Genomic DNA, 18158 nt, shown 5'->3' with positions numbered 1-18158 from the left:
TACAAGTTAGCGAATCACCCAAGTCTGGGCATCCGTTAGCATCCGGGCTCATGTCCCGTCTCCGCTTCCTGATCGCGCTCGCCCTGCTCACGGGCTGCGCCGTGGCACCCGACAGCCCTCTGGCCGACCAGTGCGACACCGTCCCGCCCGGGGCCGAACGTGTCACGCTCCTGGCCGACGACGGCATCCGGCTGGGCGCCGCGGTGGTCGGCCCGGCGACGGCGACGGCCGGGGTGGCCGTCGCCCACGGCGCCGGTCACACGCTCTGCGACTGGCTGCCCGAGATGTCGGCCCTCGCGGGGAAGCTGAACGTACGAGTGATCATCCCCGACCGCCGGGGCAAGGGCTCCAGCGAGGGCGAGGAGGAGGTCGCCGCGCTGGCCGGAGACCTCCACAAGGCCCTGACCTGGCTGCGCGACGACGGCGCCACCAAACTGGCCGCCCTCGGCAGCTCCTACGGCGGCCCGATCGCCGTGCTGGCCACCCAGCGGGCGACCGCCCTGCCGATGTGCACGGCCATCGCGGTCTCCCCGCTCACCGGCATCGAGGGTGGCGTCGCCCCCCTCGCCGAGAACAGACCGGTTCCGAGCCTGTGGACGGTGGCCGAGACCGCCTTCGCCGCCAACGCGACCGCCCTCTTCGAACGCATCCCCCAGACCACGAAGGGCCAGATCAAGATCCTCCCGGTCGGCGACCACAGCCTCGGCCTGCTGAGGCAACACCCCGAAGCGATGACCTTCGTCGAAGAGGCCATCCGCAGCTGCTGACCAGCGCATATACGGCGGCGATACGGCTCCTGTACGGCGCTCCGGCAGGCTCATCCCCAGCGATCAACGAGATGGGGGCATCATGAAGAAGATCGTCCAGGCCGTCGCCGTAACGGGGACTCTCATCGCCGGGCTCGGCCTCGCCGCCGCGCCCGCGCAGGCGGCGGTCAAGTGCATCAACAAGTCGGTTCCCGACAAGAACTACCCGGCGACCGGGTCGCCGAAGGCGCAGGCGCGCAGCATCGTGGCGCGGTTCTGCCACGACCCGAGCGACGGGACCCGCTACGTCACCGTCTCGGCGCAGCTCCGCGACTCGGGGGCGGGCGACGGCTGGTGCGCGCGACTCGCCGTCAGCGCCCACCTCAACAGCGGCGCCTCCCAGGGGTCGACCACCTGGAGCGAGTGCAACGGCGTCTGGGCCGGCAAGTCGTGGACGCTGAGCAAGACCGTCGACCGGATCTTCTTCAACCTCTACACGTCGAACATCCAGTCGGCCACGGAGTGGAACATCCCCCGGCCGTCGGGCTACTGAGGTGAGCCCCCTGCCCAGCGAGGTTGGGCAGGGGGCTACTCATGTGGACCGTGCCAAAAGAGCCGAGCCTGGTCTCATCCGATCCCCTTCCAGACAACGGGAGAGACCATGTTCCGCAATCTCGTCCGCGCCGGTGCGGCGTTCGCCGCCGTCACCGGGCTCGCCCTCGCGACGGTTCCGGCCGCGCAGGCGGCGACCGGCTACTACGTCCAGAACCAGCAGACCGGGCTGTGCGCCACCATCGCCGGCGGGGTGTCCACCGCCAACAACGTCGAGGCCGTGCAGTACTACTGCGACAGCCACGGGTCGCGGCGGTGGAACCTCGCCCCCGGCGTCGGCGGCGGCGTCAAGCTGCAGAACGTCTACACCGGCAAGTGCCTGTCACCGGCCGGTGGCGTGTCGACCGACAACAACCTGCCGATCGTCCAGTTCGACTGCGACAACCACAACTCGCGGTCGTGGCTGCTCAGCTACACCGGGACGCCGGGCCTCTACAAGCTCCAGAACGTGCAGACGGGCAAGTGCCTGACGGTGGCGGGCGGGGTCTCCACCGCGCCGAACATCAGGCTCGTGCAGTTCACCTGCGACTCTCACCCGTCGCGCGCCTGGTGGGTGTACTGACGGCGGCTACCAGCCCACGGCGATCAGCAGCCACTGCGGGTTCTGGCGGGACACGAACGAACTCTGGTCGGCGTAGTCGTCGTACGGGAACCCGTAGGACAGCTTCGAGATCGAGTGGTCGTGCCAGAACTTCGAGTAGTAGTTGGCCGGGGCGGTCTGGTAGAAGGTCGCCGGGTTCGACTGCTGCGCGGGCGGCACGTGCCGGTTGATCGCGGCGCACAGCTGCGGCGCCTCCGACAGCGGCCCGGCGCAGCCGAACACGTCGCTGGTCTGGGCGTTCACGCCCTGCGAGGCGGCGTAGGCGGTCATGTAGTTCGCATATTGCCCGCCCGCGCGGAACTGCGGGCTGTTGCCGGGTGAGGGGATCCGGTACGGCGCCTGAACCGTCCCCAGGTGCTTGAACTCGGCCGGGACGGCGTCGACGAACCTCTGGAACGTCACCGCCCGGTCTTCGGCGAAGGTCGCCTGGTCCTCACCGACGGCGACGTCGTAACCGTCGGCGGCCTTGAGCCTCATGGCCAGCTTGAGGCCGAAGGCGTCCACCCGGGTCGTGTTGCCGTTGAAGACGTTCGGCCCGACGGTGAACTCGATGAAGTCCTGGTACTGGCTGTTCGGCGAGCCGAGGTAGAAGTACATGCGCCCGGCGGTGTTGACCGGCATGTCGAAGTAGGGCTGCTCGGCGATCGACCGGGTGATCCCGTTGTAGCTCCAGTAGACCTGGCTGTCGGGGTAGCGGCCGTTGGTCCGGTTGAGGATCTTCAGCATGACGACGTTCTGCTTCGGCGGGATCGTCGTGGTGTCGCCCCAGAATCCCGCCGGGTCGGGCGACGGGCTGGGCGAGGGCGACGGTGAGGGCGAGGCCGGTCCTCCGACGGTCCGGACGGCCAGTTCCCACAGCGAGTAGCCGTAGGGGGTGGCCCGGGTCGTGCCGAGGACGCGCAGGTAGCGGCCGGTTCCTGGGGCGCTCAGCGTCTGGGTGCCGCCGGTGCCCGTGGTCGTCGCGTAGGCGGTGGTCCAGGTCGTGCCGTTGGCGGAGAGCTGGATCTGGAAGGCGCTCGCGTACGCCGCCTCCCAGGTCAGCGCCACCTGGCAGACCGTGACCGAGGAACCGAGGTCGACCTGGATCCACTGGGGGTCGGCGAACAGCGACGACCAGCGGGTGCCCGGGTTGCCGTCGACCGCCGCCGACGCGCCCATCGCGGCCGACTCGGCCGAGGACGCGGTGGCCGGCCGTCCCTGGGCCGCGTTGCCGCCGCCGCAGCCGGGCGGGTTGCCGATGCCGATGGTGCCGTACACCTGGAACTCCCAGAGGGAGTACCCCCAGGCGGTGCCGCGCTGTGTCGCGTACACGCGCACATAGCGGCCCGAGCCCGAGACCGGGATGGTCTGCGTGCCGCCGGTCCCGGTGGTGGTCGAGTAGACGCTGGTCCAGGTGGTGCCGTTGGCGGAGACCTGGATCTGGAAGGACCGCGCGTACGCGGCCTCCCAGTTCAGCACCACCGAGCCGACCGTGGCGGTCTGCCCGAGGTCGACCTGGATCCACTGCGGGTCGCTGAACAGCGACGACCAGCGGGTGCCGGCCTGCCCGTCGACGGCCGCCGCCGCGCCGGTGGCGGCGCCCTCCTGGGAGGAGGCGGTGGCGGGCCGTCCCTGGGACAGCAGCGTGTCGGCGGCCTGGGCGGGGAGCGTCACGACGGCCGCGTAGGCCGCCGTCACGATCGCCAACAGAGCGATGAGCCTTCTGCGTAAGGGCATGCGTCATCCAGACGTGTGCGAGGGGTCAACGCACGGCGCCGGACGAGCCCCGACCCGGGGGAACAGAGGATGAGAGAGCGCTCTCAGAGCAGAATGCTCCGCCTCCTCCGCCCCTCCGTCAAGCCACGCGCGCTCTGCTCGCACTCCAGGTGTTGCACGACCCCGGGCTCGCCGACTTCCAGCCCCGGTTCAGCCAGAACGAGTTGTTCGGGCCGCTGCCGTGGTCGGGCGGGCCGCCGGCCTCGTCGCCGCCGTTCTTCTTGTACCAGTCGAGCTCGTACGCCCAGTTCTCCGCGATGCCGCGCACCGAGCCGCTGATGCTCCGCAGGAACGCCCCGGAGAAGCACTGCGCCTGGAGTTCGAGGCGGCGGGAGGTCTCGTTGCCCGGCACCTGGAGCGAGTAGCCCCGGATCCCGGCCAGGCCCTGGATGTGGTGACCGTATTCGTGCGCCAGCAGTTCGGCGCCCCACAGCGGGTAGCCGTTCTTGATGGGCGTGTTCCACATGTAGATGTAGATCGTCTCGGAGTTGTAGCAGTAGTAGCCCACGAACCGAGAGGGGAACTTGCCGCAGGACGTGTTGCCCCGCTTGTTCACCAGCACCAGTTTCGGCGCCCGGAATTTCTTGCCCGCCTGGGCGAACGACTTGCGCCAGGCGGTCGCCAGGCAGGTGTTCACCTTGGTGAGGAAGGTCCGGTAGGAGGTCCGGCTGCCGGCCGTCGGCGAGCCGGCGCCGCAGTTGACCGTGCCGAACCTCGTCTTGTACAGCGGGTTCGCCGTCGCCACCGACTTGGGCACCTTGGCGGCGGCCTCGGCCCGCGCGGGGGCCGCCAGCACCGCCCCCGCCGTGATCAATATGGCCGCGACAACGATATAGCGAGTAATTCTCGTCACGAGTCCGAAATGGTAGGGCTTACAGCAATGATCACAAATGTGAACGGGTCAACCTGACACATCCAGAACAGCCCCGACGATCGCGTCGGCGTCGATCCCGTGGTAGCGGTAGACCGATTCGAGGTCGCCCGACTGCCCGAACCGGGTCACCCCGAGGTGCATCGCCTTCACGTTGTTGATCCCGGCGAGGAACGCCAGCGTGTGCGGGTGACCGTCGAGCACGGTGACCATCGGCGCGGCCCGGTGGGCCGGGAAGGCGACGTCGAGCACCCACGTCGCGCCGTCCTGGCGGCCTGCCTTGGCCTGCGTGGCGGTGAACAGCAGCCCCGGGCTGGTGACGCAGACGACGTCGGCGCGGATGCCGAGGCGCTGGAGGCGTTCGGTCGCGGAGAGCGCTTCCGGGACGGTCGCGCCCATCGCGACGATCGTCACCGCGGGGTCTCCTGGGGCCTTCCGCAGCAGGTACGCCCCCGCCACCGCCTGGCGCCGCCGCCGTTCGCGGGCCGCCGGATCTGCGGGCACCTCGGCCAGCGACTGGTCGACCGGCCGGGTCGACAGCCGCAGGTAGGCGGAGCTGCCGTCGGGACGGCCGAGCCGGGCCAGCGAGGCGAGCAGGGTCCACTCGACGTCGAGGGCGAACGCGGGCTCGTACGTGACGCACCCCGGCTGTTCCAGCCCCAGCGACGGCGTGGTGATCGACTGGTGCGCGCCGCCCTCGGGCGCCAGCGAGACCCCCGACGGCGTGCCGACCAGGATCGACTGGCCACCGGCGTAGATGCCGAACGACCACGGCTCGTGCGCCCGCTGGACGAACGGGTCGTAGAGCACCCCGATCGGCAGCAGCGGCTGCCCCCACCGCGACCACGTGGCGCCGAGTTCGCCGAGCAGCCCGACGAGGTTGGTCTCGGCGATGCCGAGCTCCATGTGCTGGCCGGTGGGCCGCTCGCGCCAGTGCAGGATCGTCTCGGGGTCGTCGGCGAACCAGTCGACCTGCTCGGTCGCCGACCAGACGCCGACCTTGTTGACCCAGCCGCCGAGGTTGGTCGACGAACTCACGTCGGGGCTGAGCGTGACCACCCGCCGGGCCGCGTCGGGGGCCGAGCGGGTCAGGTCGAGGAGGGTCCGGCCGAGCGCGGCCTGCGTGGTCGCGGTGCCCGACGGGGTGCGGCCGAAGTCGGTCGGCACCTGCGGCGGGAACATCGTGGCGACCGGCGGGCGCTTCAGCCCGGCGCCGACGTCGGCGCAGAACCGCGCCTCGGGCGAGTCCTCCGCGAACGGCGCCCAGGGGTCGCCGGGGTCGGCGCCGACCTGCGCGGCCAGCTCGGCCAGCTGCTCCACGGTGAGCAGGGAGCTGTGGTTCTGCGGGTGGCCCTCGACGGCCAGCCCGTGGCCCTTGACGGTGTAGGCGAAGATCACCGTCGGGCGGGTGTCGTCGATCTCGGCGAAGGCCTGGTTGAGGGCGGTGAAGTCGTGGCCGCCCAGGTTCCTGATCGCGCGGGTCAGTGTGGTGTCGTCCAGGCCCTGAAGGAGTTCTTCGATCTCCGGGTCGCCGGCCGGGAGGCGCTCGCGGAGCTGGGCGGCGTCGCAGCGCAGCAGCCGCTGGTATTCGGGGTTGGGCATGGCGTCGATGCGCCCGCGCAGCGCCTCGCCGCCCTTCTCGTGGAAGAGCGATTCGAGCAGGTCGCCGTATTTGACGGTGATGACCTGCCAGCCCGCCGCCGCGAACATGCCCTGGAGGCGCGGGGTGCCCAGCGCCGGAACGACCCGGTCGAGCGACTGCCGGTTGAGGTCGACGATCCAGACGATCTCCCCCAGGCCCGAGACCATGGGGTCGCCGATCGCCTCCCAGACCGCGCCCTCGTCGAGTTCGGCGTCGCCGACGAGGGAGTACTGCCTGCCCTGGGTGGCGCCGCCGGTCATCGAGTCGACGTAGCGGCGGGCCAGCGCGCCCCAGATCGGGGCGGTGGCGCCGATGCCGACCGAGCCGGTCGAGTAGTCGACCTGGTCGGGGTCCTTGGCGCGGCTGGGGTAGGACTGGAGGCCGCCGAACTCGCGCAGCGTCGAGAGGTAGCGCCGGTCGAGGTCGCCCAGCAGGTAGTTGATGGCGTGCAGCACCGGCGAGGCGTGCGGCTTGACCGACACGCGGTCTTCCGGGCGCAGGTGCCGGAACCAGAGCTCGGTCATGATCGAGACCATCGAGGCCGAAGACGCCTGATGGCCGCCCACCTTGAGGCCCGTGGGGTTGGGGCGGACCCGGTTGGCATGGTGGACGATCGCCATGGAGAGCCAGAGAACTCGACGTTCCACGGCTTTCAGGACATCGGTGTCGTTAGGCCCCAATTCTCGCTGCACGGGCGAAACTATGGCATCAACCTGCATAAACGTCTAATCCCCGCGCAGATCAGCGGGAACCGTGCGGCACCCGCTCCAGCGCCTCGCGGGACTCCTTCAGCGTGATGGCGCTCTCGACCAGAGAGATCGTGGAGGAGACCATCACCTCGAACAGCTCACCGGGCGAGACCCCCCGGGCTCCGCGCGCCGCCGCCAGGCCCGACTTCGTGACGTCGGGGGCGACCATCGCCTTCGCCCCGACCTCCTGAAGCGCGCTCGTGACGGCGAGCAGTTCGAGGCTCTCGATCAGCGGTGCGATCACCCCGGGCGAGACGCCCTCACGCTGTAATCGGGCCACGCACTGTTCGGCCTCCGGGGTCCCGATGCCGAGGGAGGCCCGGCGTAACATCACCGGAATCAATCCCGGATGGGCCACGAGGGCGGCCCGCGTCCGATAAGCGGTCAACGGCAGCCAGACGCGCCAGTTCGACTCGTCGGGCAGCGGGAAGTCGACGCTCTCCAACGCCAGTTGGGTGACCCCGTCAAGGATCTCGTCCTTGTTGCGGAAGTGATGGTAGAGGGATGCCCCGTTGACGTTCAGGGCCTCGCCCAACCGGCGGATGCTGAGCGCGTCGAGCCCCTCGTCGTCGACGATCGCCAGCGCCGTTTCCAGGACCTTTCTCCGGGAGATCAGCGGGACCTTGGGCCGGGCCATGGCACCTCTTCTGCTCTGTGTACTTATTGTCTTAAAGGGTAACGCCCAACGGCGTTAGACAATGGCCAGTCCCTTTTTCGGTACGCCCTATTGCAGAACGCCGGAGAAAGAACATTCTCATGGCCCGCCACCTGCGGATTCGAGTGTGGCCGACACGTTCGGTAAGCAACAGGACCGGATTTAACGATATCCATAACGCCCCCGGCCAACCCGCCCGTCATCACGGGGTTAGGTAGCTGGTGATCACGGTACGTCACCAGGTAACGCCGTTCACCCCGGCGCGAAGACACGAAAGAGGCGACATGAAACCCTACGGCGTTTGGGCAAGGGAGTTCCGGACCGACAACCCGGCCGAGGTCGGGCAGGCGGCGGCCGAGCTGGAGAAACTCGGCTACGGCGCCCTGTGGGTGCCCGGCGGGACCGACAGCGGCCTCGACACCGCCGAGAAGATCCTGTCCGCCACGACCGACGTCACCGTCGCCACCGGCATCACCAACATCTGGTCCACGCCGTCGAGGGAGGCCGCCGAGCGCACCCGCGCGCTGGCCGGCGCCCACCACGGCCGCTTCCTGCTCGGCCTGGGCGTCAGCCACGAGTCGATGGTCGAGCGGTTCCGCCCGGGGGCCTACCAGAAGCCCCTCACGGCCATGACGACCTACCTCGACGAGCTCGACAAAGAGGGCGTGACCCCCGACCGCCGGGTGCTGGCCGCCCTCGGTCCGAAGATGGTCGAAGTGGCGAAGAACCGGGCGGCGGGCGCCCACCCCTACCTCGTGACCCCCGAGCAGACCGCCGCGATCCGCTCGGCGATCGGCCCCGGCCGCCTGGTCGCGCCCGAGCAGGGCGTCATCCTGGAGACCGACTCGGCCCGCGCCCGGCAGCTCGCCCGCGAGGCGCTCCACCCCTACCTGGCCATGCCCAACTACGTGAACAACTGGCTGCGCGGCGGCTTCACCGCCGACGACGTGAGCGGCCGGGGCAGCGACCGCCTGATCGACGCGCTGTTCGTGTGGGGCGCCCCCGACCAGTGCGCGGTGCGCCTCAACCAGCACCGCGACGCGGGCGCCGACCACGTGTGCCTCCAGGTGCTCGGCACCCCGGCGGGCGAACTGCCGCTCACGCAGTGGCGGGAACTGGCGACGGTCCTCTTCTAGAAACCCAACACCGCCTGGCGCACGTACATGACCGCCACCTGCGGGTCGCGTATCTGCGCCAGCTCCACGGCCGTCAGCCACCGTGTGGTCGCCTCACTGTCGTGGACGGTGCCGTCGCCGAGCGGTTCTCCCGGCGTCCGCCCGGTGACGTCGACCGCGTAGAGCGTGTAGACGGTGTCGGCCGATTTGGACGCGTACGACTCCCCCAGCGGGATCAGATCGGCCTCGGAGACGGCGTAGCCGGTCTCCTCTTCGAGCTCCCTGACGGCGTCGTCGGCGATCCTGCCGCCCTCGTATCCCCCGGTCACCGCCGACAGGACGGGCTCCGGCCCCCAGCACGGCGTGATCTCCGACCGCACCAGGAACTCCCGGCCGCCGGGCGTCTCGCGATAGGGCAGCACCGCCACGATGCGCCCCTGGCAGCGGGTCTCGTGTGAGTAGACGTAGCCGTCGGCCTCCAGCAGCGACAGCCAGGGGTTCTCGTAAAGGATCACAGGCGTCAACATAACTGACTGGGATCCCACCTTACTGGTCAGAGAGCCGCGCAAAGGTGACTATGGGCTGAGACGGTGACTACCGAGCGAAAGGGAACGTGCATGCACCTGACGGTCGACATCACCGACATCGGTCCAGAAATCGTGCTGATGACTCTGGTGGGGGAACTCGACATGTTCACCCAGCCGGTCGTCGAGGCCACTCTGATCGGCCTGCACGCCCGGGGCGTGACACGTGTCGTCGTCGCCGCAGCGGGCCTGACCTTCACCGATCTCGGCGGCCTGCTCACGCTGTGCCGGGCCGACGAGGAGCTCCGCCGCCGCGGCGGCGGTCTCACCCTGGCCGCGCCCGCGCGGCAGGTCCTGCGCGTCAACGGCCTGCTCGCCGCAGAAGGGCTGCAGGTCAGCCGCTCGGTCTCCGAAGCCCTCGGCGTACGCCACGGTCACGCGCGCCACACCCACCGCACCCACCGGGGTTAGGAGACCTCCACGACCACATTGGTCGACTTGATCACTGCCACCGCGACCGCCCCCGGCTCCAGCCCCATCTCGTCGGCGGCCTGACGGCTCATCAGCGACACCACCCTGAACGGCCCGGCGGCGATCTCCACCTGGGCCATCACGGTGTCGCGCACGACCTCGGTGACGATCCCCCTGAACCGGTTGCGGGCCGACGAGGTGGCCCCGCCGCTCTCGCCGGAGATCTGGGTGCGGGCGAAGGCGGCCAGGTCGGGCCCCTCGATGAGCCGCCGCCCGTGCTCGTCGCGACTGGCGGCGAGCCGCCCGGAGTCGACCCAGCGGCGTACGGTGTCGGCGCTCACGCCGAGGATTGCCGCGGCCTCACTGATCCTGAACGTGGCCACGGGGCACAGCCTATTCCGGGTGGGCGTGCAGGCGTCGCAGCGCGAAGGCCAGCTGGAGCCGGAAGCGGCCGTCGGGACTGCGTACCTCCCAGCCCAGCAGGTGTTCGGCCCGGCCCAGCCGGTCGACCAGCGTCGAGTGGTGCAGGTTCATCCCGGTCGCGGCGGTCCGCAGGCTGGTGGCCGCGCCGACGGCGTGCAGCGTCTCCAGCGCCCACGAGGGCAGCCCGCCGAGTGTGACCACATCGGGCGAGGGCGTGGTGCCGGGCCCGATCGCGGCGGCGACGGCGGCCAGCCCGCCCAGCTCGTCGAAGTGGACGACCTCCGGCCCGAACGTGTCGTCGGCGAACCGCAGCGCGATCTTCGCCTCGGCGTAGGACTTCGGCAGCTTGGCGACCGCCACGGCCGGACCGACGCCGGCCCGCGATCCGCCCAGCTCATGACGGGTCTCGGGGTGGGGCTCAACCAGAACTCCCCCGTCGGGCAGCGCGATGGCGCGGGCCCGCTCGCCCAGCCGGAGCCGCTTGGCGGCGTGGAGCCGGGCCGCCTCGCTCGCGGAGGCGTCCACCACCAGCTCGACCAATGCGGGATCGGGCGCCCGCCCCCGGGTGCGGTCGAGGACGTCACGGGCCAGCGCGACCCCGCGCTCCAGCACCATCAGATCGACCGGCGAGGGCGGCCCGGCCTTCTCCAGCACCAGCTCGACGTCCCCGGTCCGCCGGCGGGGCCAGTCGTCGGAGTCGGGGTCCGGATGATCGTCGCGGTGCCCGTCGGCCAGCACCCGCAAGAAGACGCCGCGCTCCTCGTCGGTCAGCCGCGCCGCGCACCCGGCCAGCACCGCCACCCCGCGCACGGTGGCCTCCAGCCCCGCCCGCCCTTCGGCGAGCCGGTCGAAGTAGGCGATGACCTGCACGGCGGCACTGGCATCCGGATCAAGCGCGGCCAGCCGCCCGACGAGCTCCCGCATCCGTCCAGTCTCCTCCCTAACGGCCGAGCAGTCTCCGCAGCCAGTCGAGGCGGGCCTGCTTGGCGCTCTGGGAGAGCGCGGCTTGCGGCACCATCATGTCGAAGCCGTGGAACCCGCCCGGCCACACGTGCAGTTCGGCCTGTCCGCCCGACCGCCAGATCGCCGTGGCGTAGGCGACGTCCTCGTCGCGGAAGGTCTCGGCCGAGCCGACGTCGATGAAGGCCGGCGGCAGCCCCGACAGGTCGGTGGCCCGCGCCGGGGCGGCGTAGATCGACACGTCGGGGCCGCCCCTGCGGTCGCCGAGGAGGGCCGACCAGCCGGTCTCGTTGGACGTCCGGTCCCATATTCCGAGCCCGGCCATCTGCTGCCCGGAGACGGTGTCGTTGCGGTCGTCGAGCATCGGGCAGACCAGCACCTGGCCGAACACCTCGGGCCCGCTCCGGTCGCGGGCCAGCAGGACCGTCCCCGCCGCCAGCCCGCCCCCGGCGCTGCCGCCGGCCACGATGATCCGGGTGGGGTCGATGCCCAGGTCGGCGGCGTGCTCGGCGACGTACACGAGACCTCGGTAGCAGTCTTCGACCGGCGCGGGATCGGGATGCTCCGGCGCGAGCCGGTAGTCGACCGAGACGACGACGAGACCGAGCTCCACCGCCCACGAGAGAGGATCGCCGAGCCCGGTGCGATGATCGCCCAGGATCATGCCCCCGCCGTGGATCCAGTAGACGACCGGCGCGGGCGTGGGCGCCGCGACCGGGCGGCAGACGACCACCGACACGCCGTCGCCGAGATCGATGTCGCTGAGTGTCACGATGCCACCGAGAGTGAGATCCTCGGAGGGGGCCAAGCCCTGGCGGAGCAACGGGATCATGTCGGGTGTGAGCGACGGCGGCAGGTTCTGCGATATCACGGAGAGTGCTGCGGCGAGTTCGGGATCGAACGGTACGACTTTCATGTCTCACATCCTGATGAGGCGTCCCGTGAGCCCCAAGCGCCAAGCGGTGGGCGATTCCCGACACGTGGCGGATCACGTGGCGGATATTGAGTAGGCGTACTCATTCCACCGACCCCGAATATGCGGATATTGGCGATATGAGTGCTGATTTGCTGAAATTTACACGCGAACGCCCCGAGGTAAGGAAGATCATCGCCGCCGGGGTGGTCGGCGCGGCCCTGCCCGCGGTCATGCTCGGCGCCGCCCGCCTGCTCGACTCCATAGGAGTCTTCTCCCTCCTCTGCTCAGGGGGCCTGGAGTGCATCTTCGACTACCTCGTCGCCTCGGTCGTGGTGGGCTGGGCCGTCGCCTGGGTCGCGTTGCTGCTGCTGCGGGTCGCGTGGGCCTGGCTCGTGGTCATCGGCGGGTCGATCGTGGCGTACCTGATCGGCTGGACCGCCTCGGCGTCCGCCACCCCCGGCTTCCTGGCCATCTCACTGATCTCCGCGACCGGCTTCGCCGTGGTGGCCATGGCCCCGATGCGGCACCTGGGCCGGGCACGCTGGATCGCCGCCGCGGTCGCCCTCGCCACCGTCTGCGCGATCGCCGCCGTCCTCTAGCCCCACGAATAGCGCAGGATCTGCCCGATGTTCCGGAACCCCGGCAGGTGAGCCATGATCCACATGGCCACCCGCCCCGACGTCGGATAGTCCTCGACCCCCGGCATGTCGACCACGCTCTGCGCCTCTTGGAGCGTCAGCCCCGGATGCCACGCCTCCAGCTCACGCGGATCGTCGATCGCCCAGTGGAGGGTGGCACCCGTCTGCCGCACCGGCCTGTTGAGCTTCTGCAACCGGATCCCGGTCGAGTTCTGACAGTCGAAGATGAGCGCCCCACTCGGAAAGCGCCCGGTCAGCCGCTCGATCAGGCGGCGCCCGTCGTCTTCCCGCAGATACATCGACAGCCCCTCGAACACCACCGCCGTCGGCCGGTCGTCCGGCACCGACGCCAGCCACCGCTCACTCGTCACCGACGACGCGATGGAGTGGTAGTCGCCGTCGGGCCGATCGATCACCCGGTCGCGCAACTCCAGCACCTCGGGATAGTCGAGATCGATCCACCTCACCAGAGGCCCCGGATCGAGCCGCTGCACCCGGGTGTCGAGCCCGCAGGCGAGATGAAGCACCGTGGCGGAGGGATGCTCTGTCAGAAAGTCGCGCGTCCATTCGTCGATCCGCAGCCCACGCAACGCCACCCCGGCGGCGGTCATGGGCGTGATCCCGGTCTTGGCGAAGTCGTAGTCGATCCGCTCGACGGCCCGCTGCGCGGCGCCGTCGTTGAGAAAAGAGCGAGGGGAGCGACTGTCGAGAGCTCGGCTCCACAGGGTGGCGAGCATCGTCTCCTGGGCGCCGGCGAGCGTGATCTTCTCGCGGTCCATCACTCCATTGTGGCCGGGGGGACGACCCCCCGAGCCCCCCGATGCGAAGGGGCTATCGCCCCCTCGCGCTCCCCCTGGCCGCTTGTCGCGTCCCGGCGTCGCTGACGCTCCGGGTCGCTCCGCTCCGTGGGAGGGCGCTCCGCCCCTCCCGCTCCCAGGCAGGGCCTCGCTCCGCTCGGAAAGCCCTCGCTCCGCTCGTCAAAAACTTTCTTTCTTTACGGCTCCGCCCACCCTGCCACCCGATCGGACATTATTGCCACTTTTAACCTTTAACACACAAAAACCGCTGCCCAGAAGAAGGGTTTCGCTTGACGAATTCGGCCTCGCGGGTGACTCTCGCCAGAGTGCAAATCTGCGCACACGAGCGACGCAGGAGGCAATCAATGGCACTACGGTTCCTTGGCAAGGACCCCGAGTCGCCGGTCAACGATTCGCCCACCATCTGGGAAGACGGCGACTGTTACGTGATCCAGGGCTGGCGGATCACCGACGACGCGACGCTGGCGGAGATCGGCACCATTCCCGGGCATGAGACGGTCCTACGGTTGCCCAAACGGATGATGCAGTTCTTCCCGGAGGTGAACGGCACGAATGGAACCGTCGTTTGACGAACTGCTCGCGTCGGCGAAGCAGTCCGCTCTCCACCTTGAGATGCGCGACGGCTACATGCGCGACGACCCGGCGTTCATCGCATGGCAGGCCGGAGCTCGGATCGATCCGGTGGATTACTGGCCGGCCTGGCGTCGCATCCTGGGTCCTGCGATCACCAGAGGCGTCGAAGTCCGGCGCCTGCGCATCGTTTCCGAGCCGGTGAGTGATTACATCCGATTCGAATACGACATCACCGAAGGGCTGAACCTCGCCGCAGGCGAACAGGTCAGATGGCTGCCGCGCAGGCGGGCCTCAGACCTGGCCTTTCCGGGCAACGACTTCTGGGTGTTCGACGACACGGCGGTCCAGTGGATTCACTTCAACGGCGACGGCGTGGTGGTCGCCCGCGAAGTAAGCGAAGATCCCGCCTCGGTCGAGTTGTGCGTCTCGTCGTTCGCCGCCGCTTGGGAACGGGCGACCGACCATGCGGAGTATCGGCCCGCGTAGGCGTCGGTGAACATGCGTACCCCGCCGTCTTCGAGCGTCCAGCAGGCCAGGCAGGCCATCGCCGACCGGTTGAGAGACATCCGCCTGAGCGCGGAACTCTCGGCACGCGCGGTCGCCAGGGCGGCGGGATGGCATGAGTCGAAATGCTCGAGAATCGAGCACGCCCGCACGTCTCCCTCCGATGCCGACATTCGAATCTGGTGCCGCATCTGCGGCGCCGAAGAACTCATCCCCGAACTGATCGCCGCATCGCGATCGGCGGGCACCATGTATGTCGAGTGGCGCCGCTTGGAGCGCGCCGGGCTGAAACAGGCGCAGGAATCGGCTCGGCCCCTGTTCGAACGGACCCGCCGCTTTCACGCCTACTCGACGTGGTTGATTCCCGGGCCTCTCCAGACGGCCACGTACACCCGAGCCATCCTGAAGGCCACGGCCGCACGCAGGGGACTTTCCTCAGACGTCGAAGGGGCGGTGGCCGTTCGCATGGAACGGCAGCGTGTTCTCTACGAAGGAGATCACACATTCGCGATCCTGATAGAGGAGGCCACCCTCCGCATGCTGATCGGCGGCCCTGATGTGATGGCGGGCCAGCTCGGACACCTTCTCGAGGTCTCCGCACTGCCGAGTGTCAGCCTCGGCATCCTTCCCTCCTCCGTGGACCGAAGCGCCATGCGGCCAGTAGAGGATTTCTGGATCTTCGACGAGGCTCAGGTGAATGTGGAACTGGTCTCGGCGTGGCTGACGATCACGCAGCCGAAAGAGATCGAAATGTATATGCGAGTATTCACCGACCTCGCCCGCCTCGCGGTATATGGACCTCCCGCCCGGAGCCTGATCACGGCGGCGATCAACGCTCTCGCCTGAGCGTGCAAGTACGCGCACACTCGTTGAGCCACTGAATGGCCTCCTCTTACGGTCACTCCATGGACCTTTGATCTGAGGGAAGAAAGGGGGTGCATATGAGCATTTACGACGCCGATCTCTCCGGCGCGAGCTTCCGCCGTTTCTGCGGCGGATACACCGGCGACGACGGGGAGGCGTGTGTGGAGGTCGCGGCCATTCCGGGGCGGCCCGGCACGTTCGCCGTGCGGGACAGCAAGAATCCCGGCGCGGGAACGCTACGGTTCACGCGCGGTGAACTCGCCGGCTTCGCCGCCGAAATAGGGACGCTGTAACGGAAAAGGCCCCCGCGCGTCCTCACGTGGGGGCCACCCAGCCACGAGGAAAGAGATGCCGGAACATTTCCATGCATTCCAGTGGATCGGCTACGCGTCGGCGTTGGACAAGTCGAGCGGTGTCCGCACCCCACCGCCCCCACCGACGTCTCCGGAGGAATTCCGCAACTCTCCCCTTCCGCCTTTCCGGATGTGCGATTGGCTGCTCAAGCCCCAGAGCCACATCAAGGCGACCGGTGACCTGGAAGCGGCCCTTTCCTGGCTGTCCGATCAGTGGCGGCAGCTGGAGCCGAACTTCGCCCTCCCCCACCAGGAGCGGCTCATGGGCGGGCGTCTCCAGTACGCCCGCGACGCCCTGACGCACTGCGGCAGCATGGCGTGGGGCCACTGGCTGAAAGGCGAACGCTACGGCCACACATCGGTGGTCGGCTGTCCCGACTTCCACGCCCCTCACTACCCGTGCCCTGCTAGTGCAGGTGCGGTGGTTTCGCGCCCCCAATGAAGTTTCAGACCACTCGACGGCCTCCTGAGCTGCCGCGTCGTCACCGTCGGGCAAGAAGATCTCGCGGTCCGTTACTCCGTTGTGTACGTTCGATTCGTGGCGGATCGTCTGGGTGTGTGGACAGTGGAGATGGACGGCGAGCTGGAAGTCGCCTTCCACCCCGACGTCACCGACGAGGAACGCGCCGCCGCAGGCCGCGAGACCACCGCCCAGCGCCGCCAGTCGCTCATCGCCGTCAACAAGACCCGGGCCGCCGAGAACTGGACGGCCGAGCTGCCGTCCGAAGCCGAGATCGAGCGCGTGTGGACGCCGCGCGACCCCGCCGCCCTGCGCGCCCGCCTCGGGGCCGACGAGCTGGCCGTCTGGGCGGAGGACGACGTGCTGAACATCCTCTGGCGCGGTGACGGTGAGCCCTACCGGCTCCTCAGCGGGGTGCAGTGCGTGCTGTGGCCGGTGGAGGGCGATCTCTGGGAGGCCTCGGTCCGGGTCCGGCGGCTCGACGAGGCGGTGATCACGGTGACCGTCGCGTCGCGGTCGGGGGTGGCCGAGAAGGTCTGGCGGGGGCCCCGGGCGATCCCGGCGCTGCCCGAGGCCGGGGAGCTCAAGGGCACCTTCGAAGAGCACGACCTCCCTTTTCTGGACGGCCACCGCAAGGTCCACCTCTACGTCCCGCCCGGGGTCGAAGGGCTCGTCCCGGCCGTCTGCGTGGCCGACGGCCAGATGTTGCCGGGGATCGTGCCGGTGGTCGAGGCGGCCGTGCTGGCGGGGAACTGCCCGCCGGTGGCCATGGTCGGGGTCGCCTCCGCCGACGGGGCCGGTGACCCGAGGTCGCACGAATACCTGCCGTCGATGGACCCCTCGCGGTTCGCCGCCCATCTCGCCTTCGTCATCGACGAGGTGCTCCCGTGGGCCGACGAACGCTTCCCCGCCTCCGGTGCCTGGCTGACCGCCGGGATGTCGAGCGGCGCCGTCTGGGCGCTCAACGCGGCCCAGCGGCGGCCCGACGTCTTCTCCGGTGCGCTCGGCCTCAGCCCTGGCATCCACCCGGAGACCGAGTTACATGCTCTGACCAGGACGTACGTCGGAGGCGGCACGCTCGAAGCGGGCTTCCGGTGGGCCGCCGGTGAGTGGGCGACCAAGCTGACGGCGGCGGGTGCGGAGGTCCGGCACGTCGACTGGGTCGGCGGGCACGACGGCTACTGGTGGGCGCAACACTTTCCGCCAGCTCTAACCTGGTTGACCGTACGCCCAGAGTGAACTTCGCCAATCGCGTATTTGGTATCCATCACTCGGAATAGCGCGTTCTATGGAGTAACAGGGCCCCCCGGACTCCATGGAGCGGCGAGAGATGTTCGAAAGGTTCACCGACCGAGCGCGGCGGGTGGTCGTCCTGGCCCAAGAAGAGGCCCGGATGCTCAACCACAACTACATCGGCACCGAGCACATCCTGCTTGGCCTCATCCACGAGGGCGAAGGCGTCGCCGCCAAGGCCCTCGAAAGCCTGGGCATCAGCCTCGAAGGCGTCCGCCAGCAGGTCGAGGAGATCATCGGCCAGGGCCAGTCGGCGCCCTCCGGCCACATCCCCTTCACCCCGCGTGCCAAGAAGGTCCTTGAGCTGTCCCTCCGTGAGGCGCTTCAGCTCGGACACAACTACATCGGCACCGAGCACATCCTGCTCGGTCTCATCCGTGAGGGCGAGGGTGTCGCCGCCCAGGTCCTCGTCAAGCTGGGCGCCGACCTCAACCGGGTCCGCCAGCAGGTCATCCAGCTTCTCCACGGCTACCAGGGCGGCAAGGAGGCCGCGGCCTCCGGTGGTCCGCAGGAGACCGCTCCTTCGACGTCGCTCGTCCTCGACCAGTTCGGCCGCAACCTCACGCAGGCCGCACGCGAGGGCAAGCTCGACCCGGTGATCGGGCGCGAGAAGGA

22 protein-coding genes are annotated in these 18158 nt (G+C 69.3%); 13 read left to right on the top strand and 9 right to left on the bottom strand.

What is annotated here, in order from left to right:
- Positions 1–50: 50 nt before the first annotated feature.
- The 3 genes from ACYQ78_RS29570 to ACYQ78_RS29560 all read left to right on the top strand — a co-directional run bounded on the left by ACYQ78_RS29570 (position 51) and on the right by ACYQ78_RS29560 (position 1920).
- On the top strand, positions 51–767 hold the full coding sequence (locus ACYQ78_RS29570) for an alpha/beta fold hydrolase (protein ID WP_459804228.1): 717 nt from the start codon (positions 51–53) through the stop codon (positions 765–767).
- An 82-nt stretch (positions 768–849) separates the two neighbouring features.
- On the top strand, positions 850–1299 hold the full coding sequence (locus tag ACYQ78_RS29565; protein ID WP_459804227.1) for a hypothetical protein: 450 nt from the start codon (positions 850–852) through the stop codon (positions 1297–1299).
- A gap of 108 nt (positions 1300–1407) precedes the next feature.
- On the top strand, positions 1408–1920 hold the full coding sequence (locus tag ACYQ78_RS29560) for an RICIN domain-containing protein (protein ID WP_459804226.1): 513 nt from the start codon (positions 1408–1410) through the stop codon (positions 1918–1920).
- A gap of 6 nt (positions 1921–1926) precedes the next feature.
- Here the strand turns inward: ACYQ78_RS29560 and ACYQ78_RS29555 are convergent, their stop codons facing one another.
- The 4 genes from ACYQ78_RS29555 to ACYQ78_RS29540 form a co-directional block, all read right to left on the bottom strand.
- Positions 1927–3675 carry a discoidin domain-containing protein gene (locus ACYQ78_RS29555; RefSeq protein ID WP_459804225.1) on the bottom strand — a complete coding sequence of 583 codons (1749 nt, stop codon included), beginning with the start codon at positions 3673–3675 and terminating at the stop codon, positions 1927–1929.
- 118 nt (positions 3676–3793) lie between these two features.
- The gene (locus tag ACYQ78_RS29550) at positions 3794–4567 is read right to left on the bottom strand and encodes a neutral zinc metallopeptidase (protein ID WP_459804224.1); all 774 of its coding nucleotides are present in this window, start codon (positions 4565–4567) and stop codon (positions 3794–3796) included.
- Between the two features lie 48 nt (positions 4568–4615).
- Positions 4616–6874, bottom strand: coding sequence for a transketolase-like TK C-terminal-containing protein (locus ACYQ78_RS29545; protein ID WP_459804223.1), 2259 nt, complete (start codon positions 6872–6874; stop codon positions 4616–4618).
- A gap of 94 nt (positions 6875–6968) precedes the next feature.
- Positions 6969–7613, bottom strand: a complete 645-nt coding sequence (locus ACYQ78_RS29540) for a TetR/AcrR family transcriptional regulator (RefSeq protein ID WP_459804222.1) — start codon at positions 7611–7613, stop codon at positions 6969–6971.
- Positions 7614–7915: 302 nt separating this feature from the next.
- Between ACYQ78_RS29540 and ACYQ78_RS29535 the strand changes: the two genes are divergently transcribed.
- The gene (locus ACYQ78_RS29535; protein ID WP_459804221.1) at positions 7916–8767 is read left to right on the top strand and encodes an LLM class F420-dependent oxidoreductase; all 852 of its coding nucleotides are present in this window, start codon (positions 7916–7918) and stop codon (positions 8765–8767) included.
- On the opposite strand, the gene ACYQ78_RS29530 is transcribed toward ACYQ78_RS29535, so the two are convergent.
- The gene (locus ACYQ78_RS29530; RefSeq protein WP_459804220.1) at positions 8764–9261 is read right to left on the bottom strand and encodes an NUDIX domain-containing protein; all 498 of its coding nucleotides are present in this window, start codon (positions 9259–9261) and stop codon (positions 8764–8766) included. The genes ACYQ78_RS29535 and ACYQ78_RS29530 overlap by 4 nt on opposite strands.
- Before the next feature lie 102 nt (positions 9262–9363).
- On the opposite strand from ACYQ78_RS29530, the gene ACYQ78_RS29525 reads away from it, so the two are divergent.
- Positions 9364–9741 (top strand): STAS domain-containing protein, encoded by a 378-nt coding sequence (locus ACYQ78_RS29525; protein WP_459804219.1) that lies wholly within the window; start codon positions 9364–9366, stop codon positions 9739–9741.
- Here ACYQ78_RS29525 and ACYQ78_RS29520 read toward each other — a convergent pair.
- The 3 genes from ACYQ78_RS29520 to ACYQ78_RS29510 are packed head-to-tail and all read right to left on the bottom strand — an operon-like array spanning position 9738 to position 12040.
- Positions 9738–10124: a TOBE domain-containing protein gene (locus tag ACYQ78_RS29520; protein WP_459804218.1), complete on the bottom strand. Its 387-nt coding sequence runs from the start codon at positions 10122–10124 to the stop codon at positions 9738–9740. The two genes, ACYQ78_RS29525 and ACYQ78_RS29520, sit on opposite strands and share 4 nt — an antisense overlap.
- Before the next feature lie 10 nt (positions 10125–10134).
- Positions 10135–11088: a helix-turn-helix domain-containing protein gene (locus ACYQ78_RS29515; protein WP_459804217.1), complete on the bottom strand. Its 954-nt coding sequence runs from the start codon at positions 11086–11088 to the stop codon at positions 10135–10137.
- A 16-nt stretch (positions 11089–11104) separates the two neighbouring features.
- Positions 11105–12040 (bottom strand): alpha/beta hydrolase, encoded by a 936-nt coding sequence (locus ACYQ78_RS29510; protein ID WP_459804216.1) that lies wholly within the window; start codon positions 12038–12040, stop codon positions 11105–11107.
- A 137-nt stretch (positions 12041–12177) separates the two neighbouring features.
- On the opposite strand from ACYQ78_RS29510, the gene ACYQ78_RS29505 reads away from it, so the two are divergent.
- Positions 12178–12639 carry a hypothetical protein gene (locus ACYQ78_RS29505; RefSeq protein WP_459804215.1) on the top strand — a complete coding sequence of 154 codons (462 nt, stop codon included), beginning with the start codon at positions 12178–12180 and terminating at the stop codon, positions 12637–12639.
- On the opposite strand, the gene ACYQ78_RS29500 is transcribed toward ACYQ78_RS29505, so the two are convergent.
- Positions 12636–13457, bottom strand: coding sequence for a class I SAM-dependent methyltransferase (locus ACYQ78_RS29500; protein WP_459804214.1), 822 nt, complete (start codon positions 13455–13457; stop codon positions 12636–12638). The two genes, ACYQ78_RS29505 and ACYQ78_RS29500, sit on opposite strands and share 4 nt — an antisense overlap.
- Positions 13458–13840: 383 nt before the next feature.
- Here ACYQ78_RS29500 and ACYQ78_RS29495 point away from each other — a divergent pair, with 383 nt between their 5' ends.
- From ACYQ78_RS29495 to ACYQ78_RS29465, 7 genes are all read left to right on the top strand, one after another.
- Entirely contained in the window at positions 13841–14065 is a 225-nt protein-coding gene (locus ACYQ78_RS29495; RefSeq protein ID WP_459804213.1) for a hypothetical protein, read from the top strand.
- Positions 14049–14555 carry a DUF6879 family protein gene (locus ACYQ78_RS29490; protein ID WP_459804212.1) on the top strand — a complete coding sequence of 169 codons (507 nt, stop codon included), beginning with the start codon at positions 14049–14051 and terminating at the stop codon, positions 14553–14555. Before ACYQ78_RS29495 ends, ACYQ78_RS29490 begins: the two co-directional genes overlap by 17 nt.
- A gap of 12 nt (positions 14556–14567) precedes the next feature.
- The gene (locus ACYQ78_RS29485) at positions 14568–15419 is read left to right on the top strand and encodes a helix-turn-helix domain-containing protein (RefSeq protein ID WP_459804565.1); all 852 of its coding nucleotides are present in this window, start codon (positions 14568–14570) and stop codon (positions 15417–15419) included.
- A gap of 95 nt (positions 15420–15514) precedes the next feature.
- On the top strand, positions 15515–15730 hold the full coding sequence (locus ACYQ78_RS29480) for a DUF397 domain-containing protein (RefSeq protein ID WP_459804211.1): 216 nt from the start codon (positions 15515–15517) through the stop codon (positions 15728–15730).
- Positions 15731–15920: 190 nt separating this feature from the next.
- Positions 15921–16232, top strand: coding sequence for a hypothetical protein (locus tag ACYQ78_RS29475; protein ID WP_459804210.1), 312 nt, complete (start codon positions 15921–15923; stop codon positions 16230–16232).
- 96 nt (positions 16233–16328) lie between these two features.
- Entirely contained in the window at positions 16329–17489 is a 1161-nt protein-coding gene (locus ACYQ78_RS29470) for an alpha/beta hydrolase (RefSeq protein WP_459804209.1), read from the top strand.
- A gap of 91 nt (positions 17490–17580) precedes the next feature.
- On the top strand, positions 17581–18158 hold a 578-nt coding region (locus ACYQ78_RS29465), incomplete at its 3' end, for a Clp protease N-terminal domain-containing protein (protein WP_459804208.1).

This window comes from Herbidospora sp. RD11066 (assembly GCF_054661255.1).
This window is presented reverse-complemented; position numbering and strand designations above follow the sequence as displayed.